Source organism: Paenibacillus sp. CF384, from assembly GCF_900106745.1.
Lineage (GTDB): Bacteria > Bacillota > Bacilli > Paenibacillales > Paenibacillaceae > Paenibacillus_Z.
The window spans coordinates 293,073-315,353 of record NZ_FNNV01000005.1; the positions used below are offsets into that span (position 1 = coordinate 293,073).

11 protein-coding genes are annotated in these 22,281 nt (G+C 49.9%); 2 read left to right on the plus strand and 9 right to left on the minus strand.

Annotated elements, in window-relative coordinates:
- Positions 1 to 62: 62 nt before the first annotated feature.
- From BLW29_RS11760 to BLW29_RS11790, 7 genes are all read right to left on the minus strand, one after another.
- The gene (locus tag BLW29_RS11760) at positions 63 to 1,406 is read right to left on the minus strand and encodes an ABC transporter substrate-binding protein (RefSeq protein WP_090979608.1); all 1,344 of its coding nucleotides are present in this window, start codon (positions 1,404 to 1,406) and stop codon (positions 63 to 65) included.
- 109 nt (positions 1,407 to 1,515) lie between these two features.
- On the minus strand, positions 1,516 to 2,196 hold the full coding sequence (locus BLW29_RS11765) for a FadR/GntR family transcriptional regulator (protein ID WP_090979609.1): 681 nt from the start codon (positions 2,194 to 2,196) through the stop codon (positions 1,516 to 1,518).
- Between the two features lie 146 nt (positions 2,197 to 2,342).
- Entirely contained in the window at positions 2,343 to 8,126 is a 5,784-nt protein-coding gene (locus BLW29_RS11770) for a WIAG-tail domain (protein ID WP_090979611.1), read from the minus strand.
- 202 nt (positions 8,127 to 8,328) lie between these two features.
- A complete protein-coding gene (locus BLW29_RS11775; protein WP_143044390.1) occupies positions 8,329 to 13,914 on the minus strand; it encodes a hypothetical protein in 5,586 nt (1,861 codons plus the stop codon).
- 1,067 nt (positions 13,915 to 14,981) lie between these two features.
- Positions 14,982 to 15,893: a copper amine oxidase N-terminal domain-containing protein gene (locus tag BLW29_RS11780; protein ID WP_090979615.1), complete on the minus strand. Its 912-nt coding sequence runs from the start codon at positions 15,891 to 15,893 to the stop codon at positions 14,982 to 14,984.
- Between the two features lie 484 nt (positions 15,894 to 16,377).
- The gene (locus BLW29_RS11785; RefSeq protein WP_090979617.1) at positions 16,378 to 17,568 is read right to left on the minus strand and encodes a glycosyltransferase family 4 protein; all 1,191 of its coding nucleotides are present in this window, start codon (positions 17,566 to 17,568) and stop codon (positions 16,378 to 16,380) included.
- A 108-nt stretch (positions 17,569 to 17,676) separates the two neighbouring features.
- Positions 17,677 to 17,967, minus strand: a complete 291-nt coding sequence (locus tag BLW29_RS11790) for a hypothetical protein (protein WP_090979619.1) — start codon at positions 17,965 to 17,967, stop codon at positions 17,677 to 17,679.
- A 154-nt stretch (positions 17,968 to 18,121) separates the two neighbouring features.
- On the opposite strand from BLW29_RS11790, the gene asd reads away from it, so the two are divergent.
- Positions 18,122 to 18,910 (plus strand): archaetidylserine decarboxylase, encoded by a 789-nt coding sequence (gene asd / locus BLW29_RS11795; protein ID WP_090979621.1) that lies wholly within the window; start codon positions 18,122 to 18,124, stop codon positions 18,908 to 18,910.
- Positions 18,911 to 19,332: 422 nt separating this feature from the next.
- On the opposite strand, the gene BLW29_RS11800 is transcribed toward asd, so the two are convergent.
- A complete protein-coding gene (locus BLW29_RS11800) occupies positions 19,333 to 20,832 on the minus strand; it encodes a MocR-like pyridoxine biosynthesis transcription factor PdxR (RefSeq protein WP_090979623.1) in 1,500 nt (499 codons plus the stop codon).
- A gap of 158 nt (positions 20,833 to 20,990) precedes the next feature.
- Here BLW29_RS11800 and BLW29_RS11805 point away from each other — a divergent pair, with 158 nt between their 5' ends.
- The gene (locus tag BLW29_RS11805; RefSeq protein WP_090979625.1) at positions 20,991 to 21,626 is read left to right on the plus strand and encodes a pyridoxamine 5'-phosphate oxidase family protein; all 636 of its coding nucleotides are present in this window, start codon (positions 20,991 to 20,993) and stop codon (positions 21,624 to 21,626) included.
- A 90-nt stretch (positions 21,627 to 21,716) separates the two neighbouring features.
- Here BLW29_RS11805 and BLW29_RS11810 read toward each other — a convergent pair whose 3' ends face one another.
- Positions 21,717 to 22,259, minus strand: a complete 543-nt coding sequence (locus BLW29_RS11810) for a hypothetical protein (RefSeq protein ID WP_090979627.1) — start codon at positions 22,257 to 22,259, stop codon at positions 21,717 to 21,719.
- Positions 22,260 to 22,281: the final 22 nt, after the last annotated feature.

The following is a 22,281-nucleotide window of genomic DNA, read 5'->3' on the forward strand; positions in this document are numbered from 1 at the left end:
AAGACACCGCCTTGCTCTTTGAATTTAGTAAGGGCGGCTTGTCGCCGCCCTCCTGATATGCATTATTTTGACACTTTAGCTTTCTCGTCTACCCAGTACTTATCCCACTTCTTCAGCGTATCATCCAGATTCGCTTGACCAAGCAGAAGCGCTTGCGTAGTTTCCATTGCAACTTGTCCCCATTGTGCATTGCCTGCGTACTGGAATGCCGGTTTGAAGTTTACGAAAGTATCCGGTTGGTTGGACATGTCGAGCAATGTTGCGTAAGGACCTGTTTTGAAGAATTCATCTTCCGTAGCGCTGGAATGAACCGGAATAAGTCCAAAGTCTTTCGAGAATTGCGTGTTCTCAGCCGGGCTCGACAAGAATTCGATCAGCTTCCAAGCTGCTTCTTTATGCTCGGAATTAGTCGCGATACCCCAGCCTGCGCCACCTGCTGCGAACAATGCTTTGCCTGTTGGACCCGTTTGCAGTGGTGCCGTAGCCCAAGTGCCTGCGTCCATTTTCTCAGCAAGCGATTGAATAACGTCCGGATCTTGAAGCAGCATGCCGGTTACTCCGGAAGTAAAGGCTTGTACTTGCTCTTGGAAGCCCCAGTTAACGGAATCCGGTGGAGAAATTTCTTTGTAAATCTTCATGTAAAGCTCCATAGCTGCTTTCGCTTCAGGCGTCGAGTAGATGGTTGCGCCAGCTGTTGTAAACATGGAGTCTTCAACATTCACGTTAGCACCGTTAAAAGCTTGAATCATAGCATCTGTTGTACCTGTGGAACCTGAACCACCACGGAAGGAGAAACCGAAACGGTTCTTCGCAGGATCTGTCAGCTTCTTGCCTGTTTCGTAGAGCTCATCCCACGTTTTCGGTGGTGTTAGACCCAATTCTTTGAACCAATCGGCACGATAGAACAATTGTCTCTCGTACAGACCGTTAGGAATGAAATACAATTTATCGCCGACGGAACCAACGGATTTGGATACCGCTGTCAATGTTCCGAAATCAGCCCATTTATCTGCGTATGTGTTTAGTGGCTCAACAAAGCCGTTATTCACCATTTCAGCAACGTTCAAGTCACGAACCTCAAGGATGTCGATATCTTCTTTGGCACCCAGCATCGTTCTGATCTTGTTGTCTGCTTGGTCGAATGGAGGGGAAATGAATTCGACTTCAATGTTCGGATTCGCAGCTTCAAACTTGTCAATCGAAGCTTGAATCAGTTTCGTTCTGTTCGGACTTGTTAAACTTTCGATCATGCGTAGCTTTACTTTCTCGTCACTTGCACCTGCGTTTGCATTTGCGTTTGAGTTACTAGCCGTGCCGTCATTCGAATTGTTACCGCATCCTGCCAAAAGACCAACTGATACAACACCACAAAGCAGTGTAGTAATAAGCTTGTTGCGACCTGTCATGAATGTCATCCCCCTATTTAATTCGTGTATCACACAGTCATACTGTCATCCTGTCTGATAGGTTGATTATAGTGAAAGCGCTTAAACCTTGTCAAGGAAAAAATTGCGCTTACTTGGCGCTTTTTATTTTCTCCTCGATGCAGTCCATCAGCTTGCCAAACTCTTCCAAAGCAGTCTGTGTATCATGCGCTGCAATGGCTTTAAACATCGTAATATGATACGGATACGTCTCATCAAAGAGCTGTTTGTTTCCAAGCGGATCGTTGAAAAACTTCTCATATAAGCCTGAAATCGAATCTAGCACGGTCTCTAGCACCGGATTATTCGCAGCTTTAATAATATGATGATGGAAGGCTAAATCAATCTGCGAAGTGTCTTTATTGCCCTCTTTCAAAATGCGGTATTCTTCCAGACACTCTTCTACTTCGGCAATTTGTTTGCTGGTAATCCGTTTGGATGCCAGCGCAACAGACTGTCCTTCCAGCGCTCTGCGTACTTCAAGAATGGATAACAGGAAATTCTTCTCCCGTTCAATCTTCACTTTCCCGGTAAAGCGGAACGTGTTGACGTCCTTAACAAAGATCCCTTTGCCATTGTGAACCTGAATAATATCCATCGCTTCCAAATAGCGAAGCGCTTCGCGCAGCGAGGAGCGGCCGACACCGAACATTTGCGTCATTTCTTCTACAGAGGGCAGCTTGTCGCCTTCGGAAAGATTCTTCTCTTCTATGAAGTTCTGAATCTCCTGGGATACTTGTTCATGTACGAGTATTTTTTGAATTTTCTTCATTGTCCGTAGTTCGCCCTTTCACCTAGCTACCTGTCTGACAGGTACATCGTACGCGAGAAATGAGAACGCTGTCAACTGGAAATATACTTTAATAACCAAATAGCCGGAGCTCCCTGAGGGGACTCCGGCTACAGTTTCTGCTTATTTTATTGGCCGATTCCGATCCAGTTCACGAAGCCGATCGGCTCTGGGCTGATTCGGGTCCGCACGATTGTCAATTGAACCGCTTCGGCTGTTTTGCTCTTGATTACTGCATAGCAGGAAGGCTGATCCGTCGTCGCAACGAACACATAGGCGTTGCTGCTGAATGACTGGTCGAATTCAATCGTAATGTCAAGCTGCTCGCCTTGGCCTTGGAAGCTGTACGGCGCAAGCCCGAACTGCTGGATGACGGCTGTTTCCCGTTTGACCGTCGTAACCGGGGTGAAATCGAGCTTATCGCTGCTAATGCTGCCGTCTTGCAGCGAGCTTCCTTCCACAGCGACTTCCGGAGCCGGAGCTGGCTGAACCGGGAATGCATCTTCAGCAAAGTGAGCTGCCGTGATGCTGCCGAGAGCGATTTTGACACCTGTTACAGCGCCGTCTGCCAGTTGCTCTGAATTCACTGCTCCGATTGCAATGTGGCCTTCCTCGATGCAGCCGCTTGATATCGTTTGCTGAGTCGGCGCTAGTACGCCGGGTGCAAGCTTCTCGAGCGTAATTGCTCCGTCAGCGATCGCTTCCGTGCCAACCGCACCGACTGCCAGCTTCTCGGGGGTCACCGAACCGTTGCATAAAGCAACGCTTTCGATGGAGCCAGGGATGAGATGCGAGGTCGTAATGGAGCGTGCTGCGATCTTGCTAAGCGTCACTGAGCCGGCTTGCAGCTGGTTCTCGCCAACCGCTCCGTTCGCCAGCTTCGTGCCGCTGACGGCGCCATCGCTGAGCGCTTCGCTGCCCACGGAACCTGCTGCATAATGAGCAGTACCAATGGCTTTGTGTGCAATGATGTTTGAAGTCACTGCCCCATGCTGCAAGTGTCCTTCGCTTATTATGCCCAGTGCCAGCTTGGTGCTCGTCACCGAGCTGTCGCTGAGCGCCTCCGTGCCGACCGACCCGAGCGCCAGCTTCGCACTTGTTACCGCGCTGTCGCTGAGTGCTTCCGTATCGACTGCGCTGCTCGCCAGTTTCGCACTTGTTACGGCATGGTCGCTAAGCGCTTCCGAGCCAACTGCTCCGCTTGCCAGCTTCGCGCTTGTTACCGCGCTGTCGCTGAGTGTTTCCGTGCCGACTGCGCTGCTCGCCAGTTTCGCACTTGTTACGGCGTGGTCGCTAAGCGCTTCCGAGCCAACTGCTCCGCTCGAGAGCTTCTCGCTTGTTACTGCTCCGTCACACAACGCCTTTGTACTGACTGCTCCGCCGGCCAGTTTCTCGCCTGTGACTGCGCTGTCGCTGAGTGCCGCCGAGCCAACCGAGCCGAGCGCGAGCTTCGCGCTTGTTACCGCGTTATTAAGGAGCGCATCAGTACCGACCGAGCCGCTCGACAGCTTCGCGCTAGTCACACAACCGTCGCTCAGCGCTTCTGTACCGACTGCTCCGCTAACCAGCTTCGCGCTTGTTACCGCATTGTCGCTGAGCGCTTCTGTACCGACTGCTCCGCTTGACAGTTTCGCGCTTGTTACCGCGTTATCGCCGATTGCTTCCGTGCCGACCGAACCGCCGGACAACTTCGCGCCTGTTACCGCGTTATCGCCGAGCGCTTCCGTGCCGACCGAGCCGACGGAGAGCTTCGCTCTTGTCACCGAGCCGTCGCTGAGCGCTTCCGTGCCGATTGCTCCGCTAGCCAGCTTCGTACGTGTTACTGCGCTGTCAATGAGCGCATCTGTGCCGACCGAATCGCTTGCCAGCTTCGCACTTGTTACCGCGTTGTCGCCCAGCGCTTCCGTACCGACAGAACCGCTCGACAGCTTCGCGCTTGTTACTGCGCTGTTGCCCAGCGCTTCGGCGCTTACGGCTCCTTTGGCCAGCTTCGTGCCTGTGACTGCGTTATCGGCGAGCACATCCGTGCCGACTGCACCGGCTGCCAGCTTCGTGCTTGTTACCGCGTTGTCGCCCAGCGCTTCCGCGCCTACCGCTCCGCTTGCCAGCTTCTCGCGTGTTATCGAGCTATCGATCAGCGCTTCCGTGCTAACCGATCCGCTCGCAAGCTTCGCGCTTGTTACCGCTCCGTCGCTCAGCGCTTTCGCGCTTACCGCACTGATCGCCAGCTTCTCGCTTGTTACCGCGCTATCGCTGAGCGCATCCGTGCTCACGGCTCCCAGTGCCAGCTTAGCCGTCGTTACCGAGCCATCAATCAGCACTTTCGTACTTACAGCGCCGTTCGCCAGCTTCACGCCCGTCACTGAGCTGTCGATGAGCGCTTCTGTGCTCACCGCTCCGCTCGACAGCTTCACGCTTGTCACCGCTCCATCGCCGATTGCAACCGTGCCGACTGCTCCGCTTGACAGCTTCGCGCTTGTTACGACTCCGTCGCCAAGCGCTTTGGATCCTACAGCTCCAAGCGCCAGCTTCTCGCTCGTTACAACGCTGGTGCCAAGCGCATCTGTGTTCACTGCACCCGGCGCAAGCTTCACGCTTGTTACCGCTCCTTCGCTTAGCGCTTTCGTGCCAACCGCACCATTCGCCAGCTTCTCGCTGGTAACCGCGCTATCGCTCAGCGCTTCCGTGCCAACTGCTCCGCTGGCCAAGTGCGTGCTTTCGACCGCGCCTTCACTTAGCGCTTCCGAACCGACTGCGCCGTTCGCCAGCTTCGAGCTAATCACCGCTCCTTCGCCCAGCGCTTCGCTTCCGACAGCGCCTGCCGTCAGATGCGCGCTTGCGATCGATTTCGGTGCAATTTTGCTAAGCGTTACCGCACCTGGCTGCAAATGCCCTTCGCCAACCGCCGATGTTCCGATCGCTTCGGATCCAACCGCACCGCTGGCAATCTTCGTGCTACTGACAGCTCCGTCACTCAGCGTGTCGTTGCTGATCGTGCCTCTTTTGATCTTAATGCCATGGATGATGCCATCCGGTGCTTTATCAAATGTGTAGAACTCCGAAGCCAAATGCGCCTGGGAGATCGACCCTTTGCGGATGTGATACCCTTGAATGGCTTCTGCCTTCAAATGTTTGCCCGCAATGGTTTCCAGTTGAATGTGATCGCCGTGCACAGAGAGCGATGAGAGCTTCGAGCTTGTTACCGCTTCGTCGCACAGTTGATCCGTGCCAACGGACTCCTCGGACAAATGAAGCTGCAGGACGCTGTCGATCTTCAGATGCGTGCTGCCAACGGAAGACTCTGCGAGATGGTTGGAATCAATCGCAGAAGCAGCTACATGCTGGCCATGAATTGCGGAAGGTTCAATGGCACGCGAGCTTACCGCTTCATTTTGCAGATGATAACTCGCCACGCTTCCTTCGCTCAGCTTCGCTGCTGTAACCGAATCATTGCTCAGATGAACGTCGCGCACACTCTCCGCTGCAAGATGCGCGCCGAATACGGATTGCTCCGCCAAGTGCTTGCTGCCGACTGACTCGCTGCTCAGATGGCCGCCGGTTATCGATCCAAGTGCAAGCTTATCGCTCGTAACTGCACCTTGAGATAGCGCATCGCTGCCGACAATGCCCGGTGACAGATGACGCTCGTTGATAATGCCTTTGGCAAGATGCTCCGCATCGATTGCACCTTTTGCCAGATGCTTGCGTGTAACGGAGCCATGCGCCAACTGCTCGCTTGTAACTGAACCGTTCACCAGTTTAGCCGTTGTTACGCTGCTGTCAGCCAGCTTACTTGATGTCACCGCGCAGTCCGACAGCTTATCAGTAGAAACACTCTCCGGTGAAAGCTTGAGGGAATTCACGATATGATCCGCCAAATGGTGAGAGTGAATCGAGCCCGCTGCCAAATGCCGTTCCGATACGGAACCGGTTGCCAGCTTAATCGATTTCACCGCTCCATCTTGAAGCGCGTTTGTTTCAATAGCGCCTTCGCTGATGTGATACGCTTCGATCAGCCCCGGTTGCAAATGCTGCGAGGAGACCGCCTCAGGCGAGATCGCTTCTTCCGTTACCGTTCCCGGCGATAGATGGAAGGCGCGAACCGCTTCGGGTCCGATCTTGTCAAACGTGACCGACTCATCCGCCAGATGTTTTGTCTGAATAGACAGCTCTGCCAGTTTCGAACTGGTCACACTGCCATCGATGAGCTTCTGCTCGCTGACCGACTCATCCTGCAGCTGTACTTGACCGACAGCAGCTGCGCTAATGTGCACCTGCTTCACCGACTGTGCAGCAAGCTTCTTATCCGTTACGGAATTGTTGGTCAGATGCCCGGTCGCTATACTGTCATCAATCAATTGCTTCGAACCGACCGAGTTCTCCGCCAGATGGCGTTCTTCAATCGTATCGGACAACATCTTGTCGCCGCTGATGCTGAGTCTGCTAAGATGCTTACCGTGAACCGCATCATCAGTCAGCTTGCTTGCCGTAATGCTATGATCCGCGATCTTGGATGCCGTAACCGCATGATCGACGAGTTTAATCGTGGAAATCGACAGGTCTGCAATTTTCGGTGACGAGATCGAGTAATCCTGCACATGCTCCGTACCGATTTCGGCGGCTGCGATATGCTGCGACTTCACGGCGCCATCCTGCAGTTCCTTCGAGCTGACAGCTCCTTGCGCAATGGATTCGGACGTTACGGAGCCGGCTTTCAGCTCTCTCGTGCCGACCGCCCCTTCAACCATATGGGCAGCTGTAATTTCGCCCTGCGCCAGATGTTTGCCCAGCAGTACGCCTGGTGCTACATGCTCCGCAAGCAGCAGTCCGGGCTGAAGATGGGAGGAGTCGATTGCTCCAATGCTGATCTTCTCACCGGTAATCGAGGCATCGCGAATCTTCGAGCGGGTGATGGAGCCTTCCGCAAGCTTGGAGGTTGAGATCGCTTCGTTGGCAATATTTTCGGTGCGGATCGCCGCACTTTTGATTTTGCTTGACGTAATGGTTTGATCTTCAAGCAGATCTGATGTAACAATGAGCGGCTTCAAATGTTTCGCTTCAATGGACCCTTCCGCGAGCTTATCGGCGCTGATTGTCCGGTCAGCCAGCTTCTCCGACGTAATGCTGTTGTCACGCAGCTTATCGCCTGTAATCGAGCGGTCGCGAATTTTCGTGCCTGAGATGGCATTCTTCGTCAAATGGTCGCCCGTAATGGACTCCGACGCGATTTTGGACGAAGTAATGGCACCGTTAGCGATTTTGATGCTTTCAACCGCGAAATCGGCAATCGTGTTCGTAATGACCGCACTCTGCTTAATCCGGTCGGAGTCAACCGTACCATATGCCAATTTAGCCGATGTGATGGCATTGTCGGCAATATCGTCCGTGTGTATGAAAGGCAGCGGGGAATCCGGCATGCGCTTCTCAGCCACTAACGCTTCTTTGCGCATGAGCTCCTGTTTCAACAGCTCCTCCATCTGTTCCATATGGAGTCGTTCTGCTTCTTCGTTCTCGCGGGCCAGCCGCTCTATTTCTTCTGTGATTGCCTGTAATTCTGCATCCGCCTGTGTATGAGGAATCAGCACGGCCGGCTCTTCCGAGACAACCACGACCGGCTCCTGCTGCAGCGCTTGTTGTTCCACAACTTCCGCAACTTCCTGCGCAGTAGTCACTTCAACCTCTTGCTGAGACTGTTCTTCCGGCTCCACTTGCTGCGTAACCTCTTCCGGAGTTTCTGTTTCCAGCACAGGTGCTGCTGCATTCACTTGAACCATTTTCTCTTCCGGTTTCGCCGATGTCGGCTTTTTCTTCTTCAATTCCTCGAGCCATTTCAACTCCGACGCGTTCGGATTATCCACATAAAATAACGGCTTCCGCCCTTTGGGGCCTTTTCCTTTGCTGCTCTTCGCCATAGCCCTCTCCTTCTTCCACCTCAAATGTCATAGGTATCATATGCATTCACCCATGGGCTGGTCACATGATCGAAGGTCAAATTATTTGTAAACGGCGGCGAATGCCTTGAAAACGTTCGGATAAATATGTTATTGCATAGGCGAGAAATGGGAAATAAAGCTGCTTCCATGAAGGAGCAGCTTCTTCCACAAATCAATCTGATTATTGCACGCGATGAACGCCGATCGTTTGCTGCACATCGCCGCCAATCGTAATCGTCACATTCGCAGTCTTGACTGTACCATTGTTGTAGATGGCTTTAAACGAGAACGTCAGCGGCCCATCGTCCAACTCCTCGAAGCTCTCCTCCCACATCTCCCCTGTCCAAGATGTCTTGGCAGCGTTTGTCGGACTAAGCGTAACCGTCAGCCCATTCATCGTAACCTTTACTTGATCGGCGATCGTCGCGGTTCCGGTTGCCGTCGTAGCAGCGGACAGCATGAATTTCTCCCCAGCCCAATACACCGAGTAACCTCGTGGACTGTTCACATTTCCGCTGTCGGCCAGATTAGCCTCCTTGCGGCGCTCATCCCAAAGCTCCGTATGCTTCACTTGCCCGCTAACCGACAAGGGCAGCACGGTGATGGTTTTGCGAACGATGACCGGAGAAGCTTTCCCGTCCGAAACGGTAAGCTGGGCAATATAGGATCCCGGCAGATCACCTCTGAAGTTCGGACCTGATGCGGAATAAGGATGCTCTCCGTTGTAATTGTAAGTCCGACTGTTTCCGGCAGGATCCGTAATGGAGTACTGTACGTCCAAGTGATCGCTATCCGGATCGGCAATCGTATGTGTCAGTGTAATGCTGTCACCTTCATAAGCCGGTTTAGGAACCCAGTCAAAATCCGCGGTTGGCGGCTGGTTCGTTTCAATATAGAAATATTTAGGCGGGCTGTAATCGCTCCAATCATACCCATCGTATACGCGAACAATCACGTACATATTGACCTTCTCCGGTAAATCGGACGATGGAATCCAGTTTAAACCGGCATTAAGAACCACGCCGGAATCTTGAACTAATATTCCGCCGTATCGGTAGATCTTCATCTGAAACCGGGTTTGCCCGTCGGAGTCTGCGTCGAAATACGTCCAAGTCAAGTTAGGTCGCAAGACCTCCAGCTTCGTTGGCCTGTTCTGATCGCTGCTCGCCGGATTCGCAACATTCGCACTAGGCAATTGATTAGCGATATTCACCTGCAAACTGAACTGTGCTGCAGCTCCGGCTGTATCCTCAACCAATTGGCGAATCATGAACGTGCCTAAGCTGCTGAACGACTTAATCCAATTCGTCCGGGAGCCGCTTACTAAGGTTTCGGCACTGCCTGCAGTCACATTCTTCAAATAGTATTCATGCACCAGCTTCGTTCGATCGCCATCCTCCTCGTCGTTTGCATATGAATCAAAGGTAATGGCTACCCCGCGAAAAGTGTTGATATGACTGCTTGTAAAACCGGGATTCGGGGGAGAGTTAGGCGATGCATGCTTAGATATCGGTAGCAGGACAACTGTCCATTCCGACCACGCATCGTATTCATCGCGCACGGCCATTCCGACCTCGTATGTACCGATCTCCTGAGGGGATACAAGCTTCGCAGCGGTGTAGGTGCCGCTCGGCGAGATGTAATAAAACTTCTTTTCCAGCACGCCTTTTGTTGTTTTGTAATCGATACCGGTTGCTTCGGTGGAATAGTCCGTACTGCTCAAGTAACGGTCCGGATCATAACTCTTATCGGTCCAAAGCACTTTGCCGTCTGTGGATGACGCTGCGAGCGTGTAACTTGCTATCGGCCGCCGATGAACGGTAATCTTCTGTGAAAATTCATTCGAAGACTTCCGATACGAATCAAACGTTGGATTCGGGTAGAGATAGCTTGGATTCGGATCATCCTTCGCTTTCAGCTTCACCAGATAATCCCCTACCTTATCGAAGGTCAGCTGCGCATTTGGGAAGGTCTTATTGTTCAAGACGGATGTACCTTGGTTATGAATAAAACGCGGTGTATGCTGCACCGTCCAATCGTAGAGCCCTCCTGCAGCAGGATCATTCTCAGGATCGGTGAACTGAATGTTATTATATTGTATTTGAGCCGTGGCTTTGCCCTCGTCCCAAATCGCATATTGGTCAGACCATACATCATTCGTAACGATTGGCTTGAAGGCCAGCGTGCCAAAGGTGGTGTATGACTTGTTCGAAAAATACCCGTAACGTCCACTGGAATAAGCAGCGTCATCGGCTTCAAACAATAGTGTATTGTCTAGATATACCGCAATATGCTCGCCACTAGCTTGCAGTTTGACGGAGTATGTTTTCTGGCTGAGCATCGAGTAATTCTGCGTTTTTAGGACCGTACGATTGCCATTCTTGTACATGACCAGTTCGATTTTGTTCGCGTCAGTTTCAACCGCGTAACCATTTTGTCTGTCCTGCATGCGGAATGAGAAACCTAGCCATTCATGGTCGTAATCAACATCATTAATCTTAAAGCTGAACTTATATTCTGTGTCAGATTGGGACGTTGGCGAGTAAAACTGACCGTTTGTAAACGAACGAATTACAGCAGGACTTGCCGTTGGTGTACCAACGGCAATCGTCATTCGCATCGTTGAAGCATACGAATAACCTCCATTGTTGGGATATGCTTGTGAAAGCGACAAATATACTCCATCTCCAACGTACTGGCCATACTCTGCATCTGAGTAGTTACATCCCTTTTTCACGTTGCCAACCGGATTTCCAGCTGCATCATACACCGTATTCGTGCCAAACCCGGTGTACATCAAGGGATAATCATCACACGTTGATCCGTCACCGAGTGAATTGCTTGTTCGATAGCCGTCAATCGTGGTCGATTGTCTACTTTTAGGGATGATGTTACCTCCAAAATCAGTTGAAAACTGCGTCATCGATCCAGAGTAACCAAAATCGCCATAATGATAAAGCATTACATCATCGCCTGCCAGTGCATCAACCAATTTCTTAAGACTTCCAGTCCCTGAGTTTAGCACATAAACAGCTTCATACGTATCCGGCCAGACGTTCCCTTCTGCCATGTGATCATAGTACACTTTGGCGTATATTTCTTTTTTAGTCGGATTAAAAAAGAATCCACCTTTAATTTCAGGATAGTAGTAAGCGGATGAGAACGCCTTCGCGTTCGTAATCCCCAGATTGCTGCCAGACAATGTATCTCCGATATACTTCCTCCAAGCAAGCGAGTAATCTGCATTATATTTCGCCACGTTTAGTTCGTAGATATTCCCGGAGTAAGTTAGGGCTTCATACCGATAGATAGCTCCTGTTGCATCTCTCATTTCCTCCAGAAAACCATAACCCCATTGCTTCTTTTCTGCTTCTGTCGCACTCGCAAACTTATCTTTGTTATACTGCGAATTTGGAGCAGGCATAATAAAAGTTGATGGGATCTTTGTCAGCTTAAAATCCGGCGTTAAGTAGTACATACCTTGGTAGGATTGACCGACTTTAAGTGGTGCAGCATAACCTATATACGAATCTTTATTCTCCGCTACAAGTAAATTCCGCCCCTCTGAGCTGATGAATTGAATAGAAGTTATGTTTGTCCCGTTATCTGTCAGGGCTTGTTTAAAATCAGGAGAATCAAAGGAACTATAGAGCTCCTTCCCAGTAGCAGCATCATATACCCCAATATCGTAAAAATCACGTGTTTTACTGGCGACATATCCGCTCCATATCCGACGAACATATAGATACCCATCTGACATTTCGTATTCTCTTAATTGCTGCAGACTAAGTGTAATATTATTATAAATAGTCCCATCATAATCAACATTCGCTTGTCTTGTTTTATCAGCTTTCAAGATGAATTTATAGGGATGCTGTCCACTCTCGTACTTTTGGGAAACGGACCCGTACTGGTCGATTACATCTTTGATATTTGATAATTTAGTTGGGTCCAGCGCGTAAATACGATCGTTATACGTGTAAGTTCCTTTTTGCTTATCGTAATCATAATAGTAAGTCGTATCATGTTTATCAAAGTAAATGAGCTTTTTAGATGATCGTATTATCGGATACGGAAGCCCAGCGTTAAGATTAGGCCAATCTAATCGTTTACCGTTCTCATCGTGTATATTCGCTACCACATTAGACTGTAACGCGGCTCTCCATGGTGAAAGCTCGTTTGAGCCGTACCCGTTATCTTGTAACGGATAGGAATCCCAGCGCTGCATTGTGGTGCTAAACCGAGTCACATTGTAATCATACGTTTCTACCTTTTGCTTTCCGAAATTCCGTCCCTCTCCACTTACGAGATTGGCTCCTTCGGCGCTCCACAGGTTCTTCTTATTATTCACGAGTGTATTCGTACCTGGCACATAGACAGGCCAATTCATCATATCTACGGGCTTAATTCGTGTGTACGGGTCAAGATCCGGCTGAGGATTTCTCCCTTCCATCTCGAATGAAACTTCCGGCGCATTATTGACGACATCGAGCGTCAGTGTTGTTTGAGCATCGGACAAGGTATCATCCCAAGCACCATATTCCTCCGTGACCTTGAGGTAAAACAAGTATTTACCCACTTTGGTTGGCGTAATCTGCATCTTGGCCATCGTACCGGTAGCGGCAATCCATGCTTCGTCAGCAAATCCGTTATTGTTCGCATCATATTTGTACTTATATTCTGCGACTGTAATGGTATCGCCATCTTGGCTCGTGGATTTGTTTACGATATCCAGTTGGGTTCCTCGAACCGAAAGTGGCGGAACGATTAGCTTTGCTATTGGCGGCAGATCCGGCTTTACAATGATTGTACATGTCGCTGGAGCAAGAGATTTAAGTCCCGCGCTGTCATACACGCTCAAAGATACCGTGATTGTAATATCCGATGCCGTGGAATTCGTGTAACTGGACTGCTTGTTCGTCCACTCGTCTTTTGCGTGATCAATCGTGCGCCCCATTGGGCTGTAGCTGCCTGTACTATTTATCGCATCAACTGGCAGCGGATGATTGGCGATAACCGATGGTGGGCATTCAATGACTGGCACTGGATTCTTCGAAACGACTTCAATATAGGTACACGCAGTTACCGTTGCTCCATGTTGATCGCTCATTTTAGCGCACACGTAGTGGTATCCAATCGTATCCATAGTTAGTCCATGCTGTCCGTCAACATAATCAATGCTCTTCGATGGGATCGATTTAATAAAGGTGTTGCCTGCATCAAAATCAAACCCCTCAAAATACAAGGTATCTCCATCGATATCATTCGGTGTTGGCACCGATGGATCATCGATATAGATTAGATCTAAGGTTGTTCCTTCGACAACCCTATGCAACGGTACTTTTCTGTTATAGGGATCTACAAAACCGATAATAAATTCCGGCGGATGATTCTCACCAGGAGGGGTTACTACAGTTTGTTCATAGAAAAAGGTTACATAGACTTCCGGCAGCGCCGTGGTCAGATTCACGCTTGCAGTCGATCCTGTCGTAACTGTACTTGAGAAGGAGACATACGATACGTTTTTCCCCTTCACCGTCCCATACGAACTATCAGCTGCAATCGACCTAGAGTACGGCAAGGTTGCCACCGGAATTAGCTCTTCACTGCCCTGCTGGCTATAAGTGCCGGTAGGACCTGTTCGTACCATATGACGGACGTGAATCTTGCCGGCACTGACTACATCGTAGAAATATGATAAATTTACGGTTTCAAAATCACCTACATATGGGTTAATGGAATATTCTCCTGCCGTGTATGGTGGCACGGTGTTTGGGGCTTCTGCGCCGATTTTCTTCTTATATCCAGCGTAATTGAACCCAGTTTCAGTAGGATGAATCGGGTTATAATTTTTATTCTTTTCGAGAATATCTGTACGATCATGAAAAACGGAATCCAAACTCTGCCCATCGGTTGAGTAGTGCTTTACAATTGCCTGCCCTCCACCTTCGGGCTTCTTCTCATAATAAAGATTGAGATAATAGGTATCATAAGTTGCATCATATTTCACTGTAGGTGGATTACCTGGTGTGATTACGCCTCCAGACGGCGAAGAGACGGTGCTCTTTTTATAACCTTTATATTCATATTCTGCGTTGGTTGCAGGAGCTAGAGTATATGGGCTACCACCTAAATTAGTTGACTGATTCACAAACAAACTATCAATATTGGTTCCATCAGTGGTTTTGTGGTGGACTTCCATATATCCATTCAATTCAAATGTAAACAGTACAGGAAAGAAATACCGATAACCCTTTACATTAGGAGAACAACCGCTACACGCTCCATCCTGCAAACGAATATCATATGGATCGCTTGTAGTTAGATCTCCAGATATTGAAACTGAAAAGGATACTGAACTTGTTCCATACCCAGGATCAGCTGCTGATCTACTCGGACTAGATGGATTTTTTCCAACATAGTCCTTATAGTTTAACCAAGACTCTCCAGCCCTTGATTCTGTAAAGACGGTTTGCTGCATTGCGGAATTTTGGTCAAACCTTGAAACTGTTACATTTTTCACGGTTCTACCAGTAAATGTGAAGGTGTATGGATTGGTGATAGTAACGTCTTTTTGGCCCTGAGAGTAAGGGTCCCAATTACCTCCTGTAGAATCAGACCAAATATCTACGTACACGAACCCAACAGCAAATCTTTTGTTAGAATTAAGATATTCTCCGTTAGTGTCCTTCTCCCTTACTGGAGTAACACTTGGATTTGCACTAGCCGCAGAAGCTCTTTGGTTGGAGATAATAGGAATCATGGAGAGAATTATTGAAATAATTAAAGCATAGGATATAATTTTTTGAAGTATCCTTTTTCTATTCAATGAAATTACCTCCACGGATTATCTATTAAAATCACACTACCCGTTCCGTCTTTTAGCCGGTTAGAAGTGCGAATCCCAATATATTCAACCTTGTTTTCTTTAAAAATTTTTGAGTTACCTAGCGCTGATACATCATTAAAATTAATATGAATTCCTTTCGAAACATGTTCTCTTAAATAATTTAAGGAAACTCCCTTTTTAGGAACAGTATTTTTCTTTAAGTAAAAGCAATCTGAACCCCTTTCAAAATTTGTTTTTATTACTGTCCGAAGATATACATTTTCACTAGAATCATATGCAAGATCAAGTTTAAAGTAAGTAACCACCCCTACTTTAAATGGAAAGTCCTCATTTCTAACAATCGATGCTTTGGTATAGTCACCTAATCCATCATCTAAAAGGTATTCCCCACCTTTGAAGTATGCTAAATATGGCTTTATATTAACTGGGGAAATAATATCATTTAGCTCTGGGACTTCTTTACTTCCAATCCAAACAAATCTCAATTCAGAATCCCACTCAACCGCTACACCAAGTCCTTCGCTAATCACTCGAATAGGGACAAGGGTACGCCCTTGTTCGACAATAGCTGGCTGTGGCAGCGCAACACTCTTCCCATTTATTTCCGCTACTTTCGATTCGATCGTTAGCTTTATAGTCTTACTACCTTTGGAAACAAGGATCGTATTACCCTGCTGGGCTACGGTAGCTTGAAGCTTTTCCGAAACATATCGAACAGGAATTAACACGGTACCATCAACCATCTTAGGTTTCACGTCGAATGCAATTTTACGGGCATTATATAGAACCTCGATTGGCATGTCTGCCTTCAACATCTTCGGAACTGCTGCATTTACAACTCCAAGAGGTAATGCCATAGATAGTGCAAGAGTAGCTACTAGTAATTTTTTCTTCATTTCGTTCCCTCTCCTTCTATATATTAATCTCCCCGAACATGAACTCCCTGACCATCATCCCGCGGTATCCTCGCACCTTCCTTACTAGCCTGCACAATCCCCATCACACCCATCGAGATCACGATCAACATAATTATCACAACGAGCGCATAAAACATCTTCATTCCGAACACTCCTCTAAGTTGAATTCGACTAAGTTGCTTTCGTAGGAACTAACATATTCTACCACTTTTCACCATAATTCGACGAGATAAATCTATCATTTTCTACCATATAATCCAGCCTGTTACGCAAAAAAAAGCACCTACTCGCAAGCTGAATAATCAGCCGCAAGCAGGTGCCTCCTGCATGTTGTCTCTATACTTTTCTTAGGCGCATAATTCGTTGTTGCCTACCACTCTCTATCTTTTGCTACTTCCTATCTTACTTTGACTTTCGACATACTTCAACCTTAATTTTACATTTATTATCTTTTCGCTCGTTTCTACTCCGGACGACCATCAACATCGCTTTCCATCTGCGCGTCTCGGAACAACTCCAGCCATCGCTCGGCCGAGTGCTGCCATGTAAAATGCTGCTCCACCCGCTCCCGACTCTTTCGACCCATCTGCATACGCAGCTGATCATCGCGCAAGAGCTCCAATAACCGCTCACGCATTTCATGAACCACATCATCCGGATTGACCAAATAACCGGTAACGCCATCCTCAATAATTTCTTTCATTCCGCCGGCCCGCGTCGCGACGACAGGCAAACCGCAGGACATCGCCTCCACATTCACAAGGCCGAATGCCTCCCGTTTCCCAGAAGGAACTACAGCGACATCCGCTGCGAGGAACCAGCTCGGCACTTCGGAATAAGGTACATAAGGCACAAACTGCACATGCCCCTTCAGCTTCCGACCAAGCTGCCGCAGCTGCTTCACATATGGAGTTGTACGCTTGGAACCATAGAACGCGCCACCTACAATAACCAGAAGTGCAGAAGGATGCTCCTGCACAAGCTTCGGCATTAGCTTCAGCAAGTGGTGGACTCCCTTGATTGCAAGAAGTCTGCCCATAAACAAGATGACACTTCTGCCTGACCATCCGCGTTCATGCCGAAGTTGAGTTCTACGATAAGCCCCCATTGCGGAATACTGAGATTGAAAACGCTCCGTATCGACTCCAAGATAGACGACACGCAGCTTCTCGGCGCACTCCGGCACACGAGCGGCAACGTCCTCTCTCAAGTACTCGCTATTCACGATAATGCGATCGGCAGCTCGGAAACTCTGAGTTAAGCGTGCACTGCTAATGGCCTGTTTGCGAATAAAAGTCGAGGAATGCAAGTTCAGCCATATTTTGCTCTGCGGTCGCAGTCTTCTAAGCTTCAAAGCATAGAGAGGTCGATTCTCGACCTGCAGCAAATCCGGTTGTTGCGTCAGGATGGATTGTCCTACCCGCTTCAAATACAGCCGTTTATTATGAGCCGGGTATCGAACAACAGACGCACCACCAAGCATCGTCCTATTCTCCAGCGTCCGGCTTGATCTCCCATAGATATAAGCTTCCACTCGAGGAACTAGCAGCGGCACAAGCTTCTCAACTACCCGCTCCACGGAGCTGCTGCTCTGAGAAGGGAGCACATACGTACCCGGTGTCACAAATGCGATTTTGGCTCTAGCTCTGGCCATGAACGAAGCCCGCCTCTCTTTCAACAGCTTGCTTCTCCTATCATACGTACAAGGTTCGCTTGCTGACTCCGACAGAGGCCCCATTCCAACGATTCCGCTGCATCCAACTTATTGGCGTCTGCTCCACAGCTGTTGAAGCAGCATACATAATCCATAGGGTCCCAAATAAGCGCCACTCCCCAGAAAAACCGGACTCAGCAGTACATCATGCACCTGCGTCATAAATACGGTATCATCTAGCAGTGTCCTCGCCACGCTGTTCGCTGCAATGCTGAAGAAGCCCAGATAGGCTAAGACTGCCAGCCCATCAATGATTTTACGGAGACCTTCGTACTTGGCCCGAAGCACCGCTAGAATTAAGCCTCCAATAATCGCTCCAATGAGCACTAACCCTGTCATACGATCACCTCATATGACAGTATTTGCATACCTATTCCTCCCTTAAACATGCTTCCAGTGAACTCTATTGATAAATGAGTCGCGATATGTCAAACTAGTCGGAGACCACCACGATGAACCCCCGTTTATTCCAGAGAGGACGTGAACTACCGGCATGACCAAATGGCTGCTCCGATCCATGACTGAGCTTAGCTCGCGCAAATGGATTTCGCGAATAACCGGTCGATTTGCCCAATCGCCTGCTAGCCGGCGCTTTATTCCAAGATTCGCCCGTATGTACGGGATCGCTATAGAGGAAGCCGAGAAACAGCTGCATGAGTATTCTACGTTAAATGAGTTTTTCACAAGGCGCTTGAAGCCCGGCGCACGCGTAATTGATGCTGACCCAGCTGCGCTTGTCAGCCCGGTTGATGCACTTATTACAGGCTGCGGTCCGATAGAGCAAGGTACGATTCTTAACGTCAAAGGCCAAGATTACACCATCGAAGAGCTGCTCAACCGCTCTCCACGTATGGAGAATTACAAGAATGGCTACTACATGGTGCTGTATCTCAGCCCAACCGATTATCACCGCATACATACGCCTATTTCAGGCACGATCGTAGAACGCGAGCATGTACTCGGCAAAGTCTATCCCGTCAACGATTTCGGCCTCCGGCATATGCGCCGCGTGCTGAGTCGCAACGAAAGGCTCATCACCTACATGCGTCATGCCAATGCAGAGACTGCTATAGTCAAGGTTGGCGCGATGAACGTCAGCAGTATTAAATACGTATTACCCTTGCAGGATCGAATGGACAAAGGTGCCGATCTCGCCTACTTCGAGTTTGGCTCAACCGTCGTACTCCTGACCGAGGATGACAGCTTCTCCCCGCGTCCGGATATGAAGACAGGACTTAAAGTACGCATGGGCGAGAAGCTCGGCACGCTTGCCAACACATAGAATATGGAACAAGCTGCCCAAAAGTGTAACTCACTTTTGTGGCAGCTTCTTTAATTCCGCGGAGTCTAGCTCTAACAAACCACACAGGTCTTATTTGATCCAAATGAGAGGATTCAAATTTCTAACGAACCCTACAGGTCTTATTTGGTGTCAACACGCCCATTTTCGTCTCAATTCCCCGAAATAGCGTCTCCACGGTTCGTTAGCGTGTGCGGGGGGGCGACAAGTTGCAAGTTGCGATCAAGGTACATCGGGTGCACGCGAGGGCAATGGAGGTGCGAGTGCTCAAGGTACGCGAGGTGCTGCGGTACGACGCGGTGCGACGGTTGCGCGAAGTGCTCGGACCACGCGAGGTACTCGGGTTTCGACAGGTGCGCAGGGTCCGTGAATCCGCGGTCGCGCGCGGTCTAGCGCCTCCCCACTCAATCCGCCCCCTCCCCCAACAACGACATTGCTATCGCCTCAATCCGCTCTGCCCCAGCCACAATCTGCTCCTCCGTCAAATGCGAGAAGCCAAACAACGCCGTATGGAAGGGCATTTCGCCCTCCCACAACGAATCACCTACAGACCAATGAACGCCAGCTGCTGCACATGCATCCTGAAGACGGACATAGCTCTCCCGATCGCCCCGCCACTCGGCATACACATGAAGTCCCGCATCTGCAGGAACGAACCTGAACCACCTTGAAAGACGGCTCTCGAATTGTTCACGAAAGACGAGCAGCCGCCGACCGATAACCCGCTTCATCCGCCGCAGGTGACGAGAATAACTGCCGCTCGTTATAAAATTCGCTAGCGCACGCTGCTCCACAAGAGCCGATGGATGCGGCTCCAGCAGTGCTTTCGCCAGGCGAAACGGCTCTGCCAACGATGCAGGCAGCACGACATACCCAAGGCGCAAATCGACGAACATCGTCTTCGAGAAGGTGCCCATATAGACGACTCGATCATCATGATCGAGTGCCTTAAGCGGTTCTACGGGCCTGCCTCCCCAGCGCAGCTCGCTATCGTAGTCATCCTCGATAATGACGGCCCCGTGCCTCCCTGCCCATTTAAGCAATTCCGCTCTTCGTTGTGCCGACAGTACAGCGCCGGTAGGATATTGCCGCGTCGGCGTTACGACGAGCAGCTTGGATGGCCAGTCCTGCGGCACAATGCCGTCATCGTCAACGGCAGCCGCAACAGTCGAGCCCCCAGCGGCAGCTACAGCTCTGCGAATGCCGGTGAAGCATGGATTCTCCACCACTACCGGGAGCTCCGGACGCACGAGCAGCATAGACAACAGCGCGATCGCATGCATCGAGCCGTTCGTAATGTAAATTTGCGAAGCATTCGCGCGTATTCCTCGCTCACGGCGCAACCCCTTAGCAATCGCTTCTCTCAGCGGAAGGTAGCCCTCCACTTCACTGCTGATTGCAGGAAACGCAGCCATCATCTCTCGAACCTCGGCATGCAGCGCCGCTTTCCACTCCTCCACCGGAAATTGCGACGAATCCACCTGCCCCAGCCGAAAACTGATCCCCTCCGCGCCGCCAGCCGCCTTAACAGGATGATTCTCAACGGTTATGAACAGCTTCCTGGATGAAATCAGCTGTTCGGCCCAAGCCGACAATGTAACGCGCGCACCGGCAACCGTCCCCGACTCCCCATCCTTCACAACACCCGAAGAATCCGCGACAAACGTTCCGCTTCCGCCTTCAGCCCAGGCATACCCTTCCGCAATCAGCATGTCATAGGCTTGATTCACAGAACCGCGTGACACCTCATACAACTCAGCTAACTTCCTGCTGGAAGGCAAGCGAGCTCCTCCCGCCAAGGTACCACTCAAGATCCCTTCACGAAGGGCATGAAACAACGCCTCTGTCTTGCGTCCGAGTTCCTCGTAGTAGCGCTCAAAGGGAATGCGAAAATCCATATCCATAACGTTCGCTCGCCCCCATCCTTATCCGATGTCGAAAATTGGTCTAATGAAAATAGACTAAATTGGATCTTTTTAATTGTCAATAATCGCAGTATGCTCATACCTATTAAGTCCGGCGCGCGGGCATTATTGGGATTCGTAATGGAGGGGGAGCAGCGATGCGCAGAAAAGAATTTGCGATGAATGAAGCAGAGAACCACGAGGAATTGGAGAGCTTTCTCCAAGAGATGAGCTTTGGTTTTCTGGGAACCGTTTCAGCAAACGGCGAGCCTAACATGACTCCGCTGAACTTCGTCTATGTGAACGGGAGCATCTATTTTCACGGAAGCAGAGCCGGGGAGAAAATGACTCAATTAAAGGCTGACGAACGCGTTAGCTTCATGGTCGCCAAAGAATATGCCATCATCCCTTCGTATTTCACCGATCCGCTGATGGCTTGTCCGGCAACGGCCTTCTTCAAATCCGTCCGCGTGGATGGCTGCGCTGCCTTGGTCGATGATCCGAATGAGAAAGCAGAAGCGCTCGAAGCTTTAATGCGCAAGCTGCAGCCGGAAGGCGGCTACAAAACGATTGATGCCAGCGACCCCGACTACATTCCGCGTCTGAAGGGCGTTGCCGTTGTACGGATCGATGCAGACCGGATAACAGGGAAGTTCAAATTCGGGCAGAACCTCAAGCAAGCTGAGAAAACAACGATTACAGACCAACTGGCTGAGCGCGATCTTCCGCTGGATGCGGAGACGATCGCCATGATGCAGCGCTACTGTCCCCATGCGAGGGCCATAGGCGACTGAACGTGAAACCGGCGAAGGCGCCCCCTACACTACAGCGCACAATACAGCAGAACAAGGCAGCCACCCGGCTGCCTTGTCTCCTTCCTCCACCTATTTCTTCCGAGCTGTTGAGCATTGAATCGTGGCGCGTTGAATCGATTTCCGGAGGACGTTTCGGAAGACCGCTGCGGCCACATTGTTATAGTTGCTATAGAAGTCCGAGAGATCATCATTATAGAACTGAACGACAAAGACTTTAAACACGGGATAGACAGATATTAGGCCGAAGGTGTCCCGTACAGCGACGAATTTGAACAGCCTATTCGTGCTAAATGCTCTGCGGAAGAGAATGGCGATGGCCCGTGGAGTCAGGTTGTTCGTAATCGGTGTTAACAGCTTGCCTTGGCTGTCTCGCACCCTCACAAAGATTCGGTAACTCCCTAAATTCCGGTTCAGCACGAGAAGCGTCGCCAGTGCTTTCGCTTTAAGTGTCCCTTTCACGCGAAGTGTAACCAGATAATTGCCGCTTGCCAATCGACGCAGAGGATCTACTTGTACAAGCGGGTCATTCCCTACAGAATACTTGATTTCGTTAAAGTACGTGAATTCAGGCGCCGATAATGAAATATTGACTTTCTTAGCTATTTCAGCCATATATTCGCCTCTCTCCGCTCCC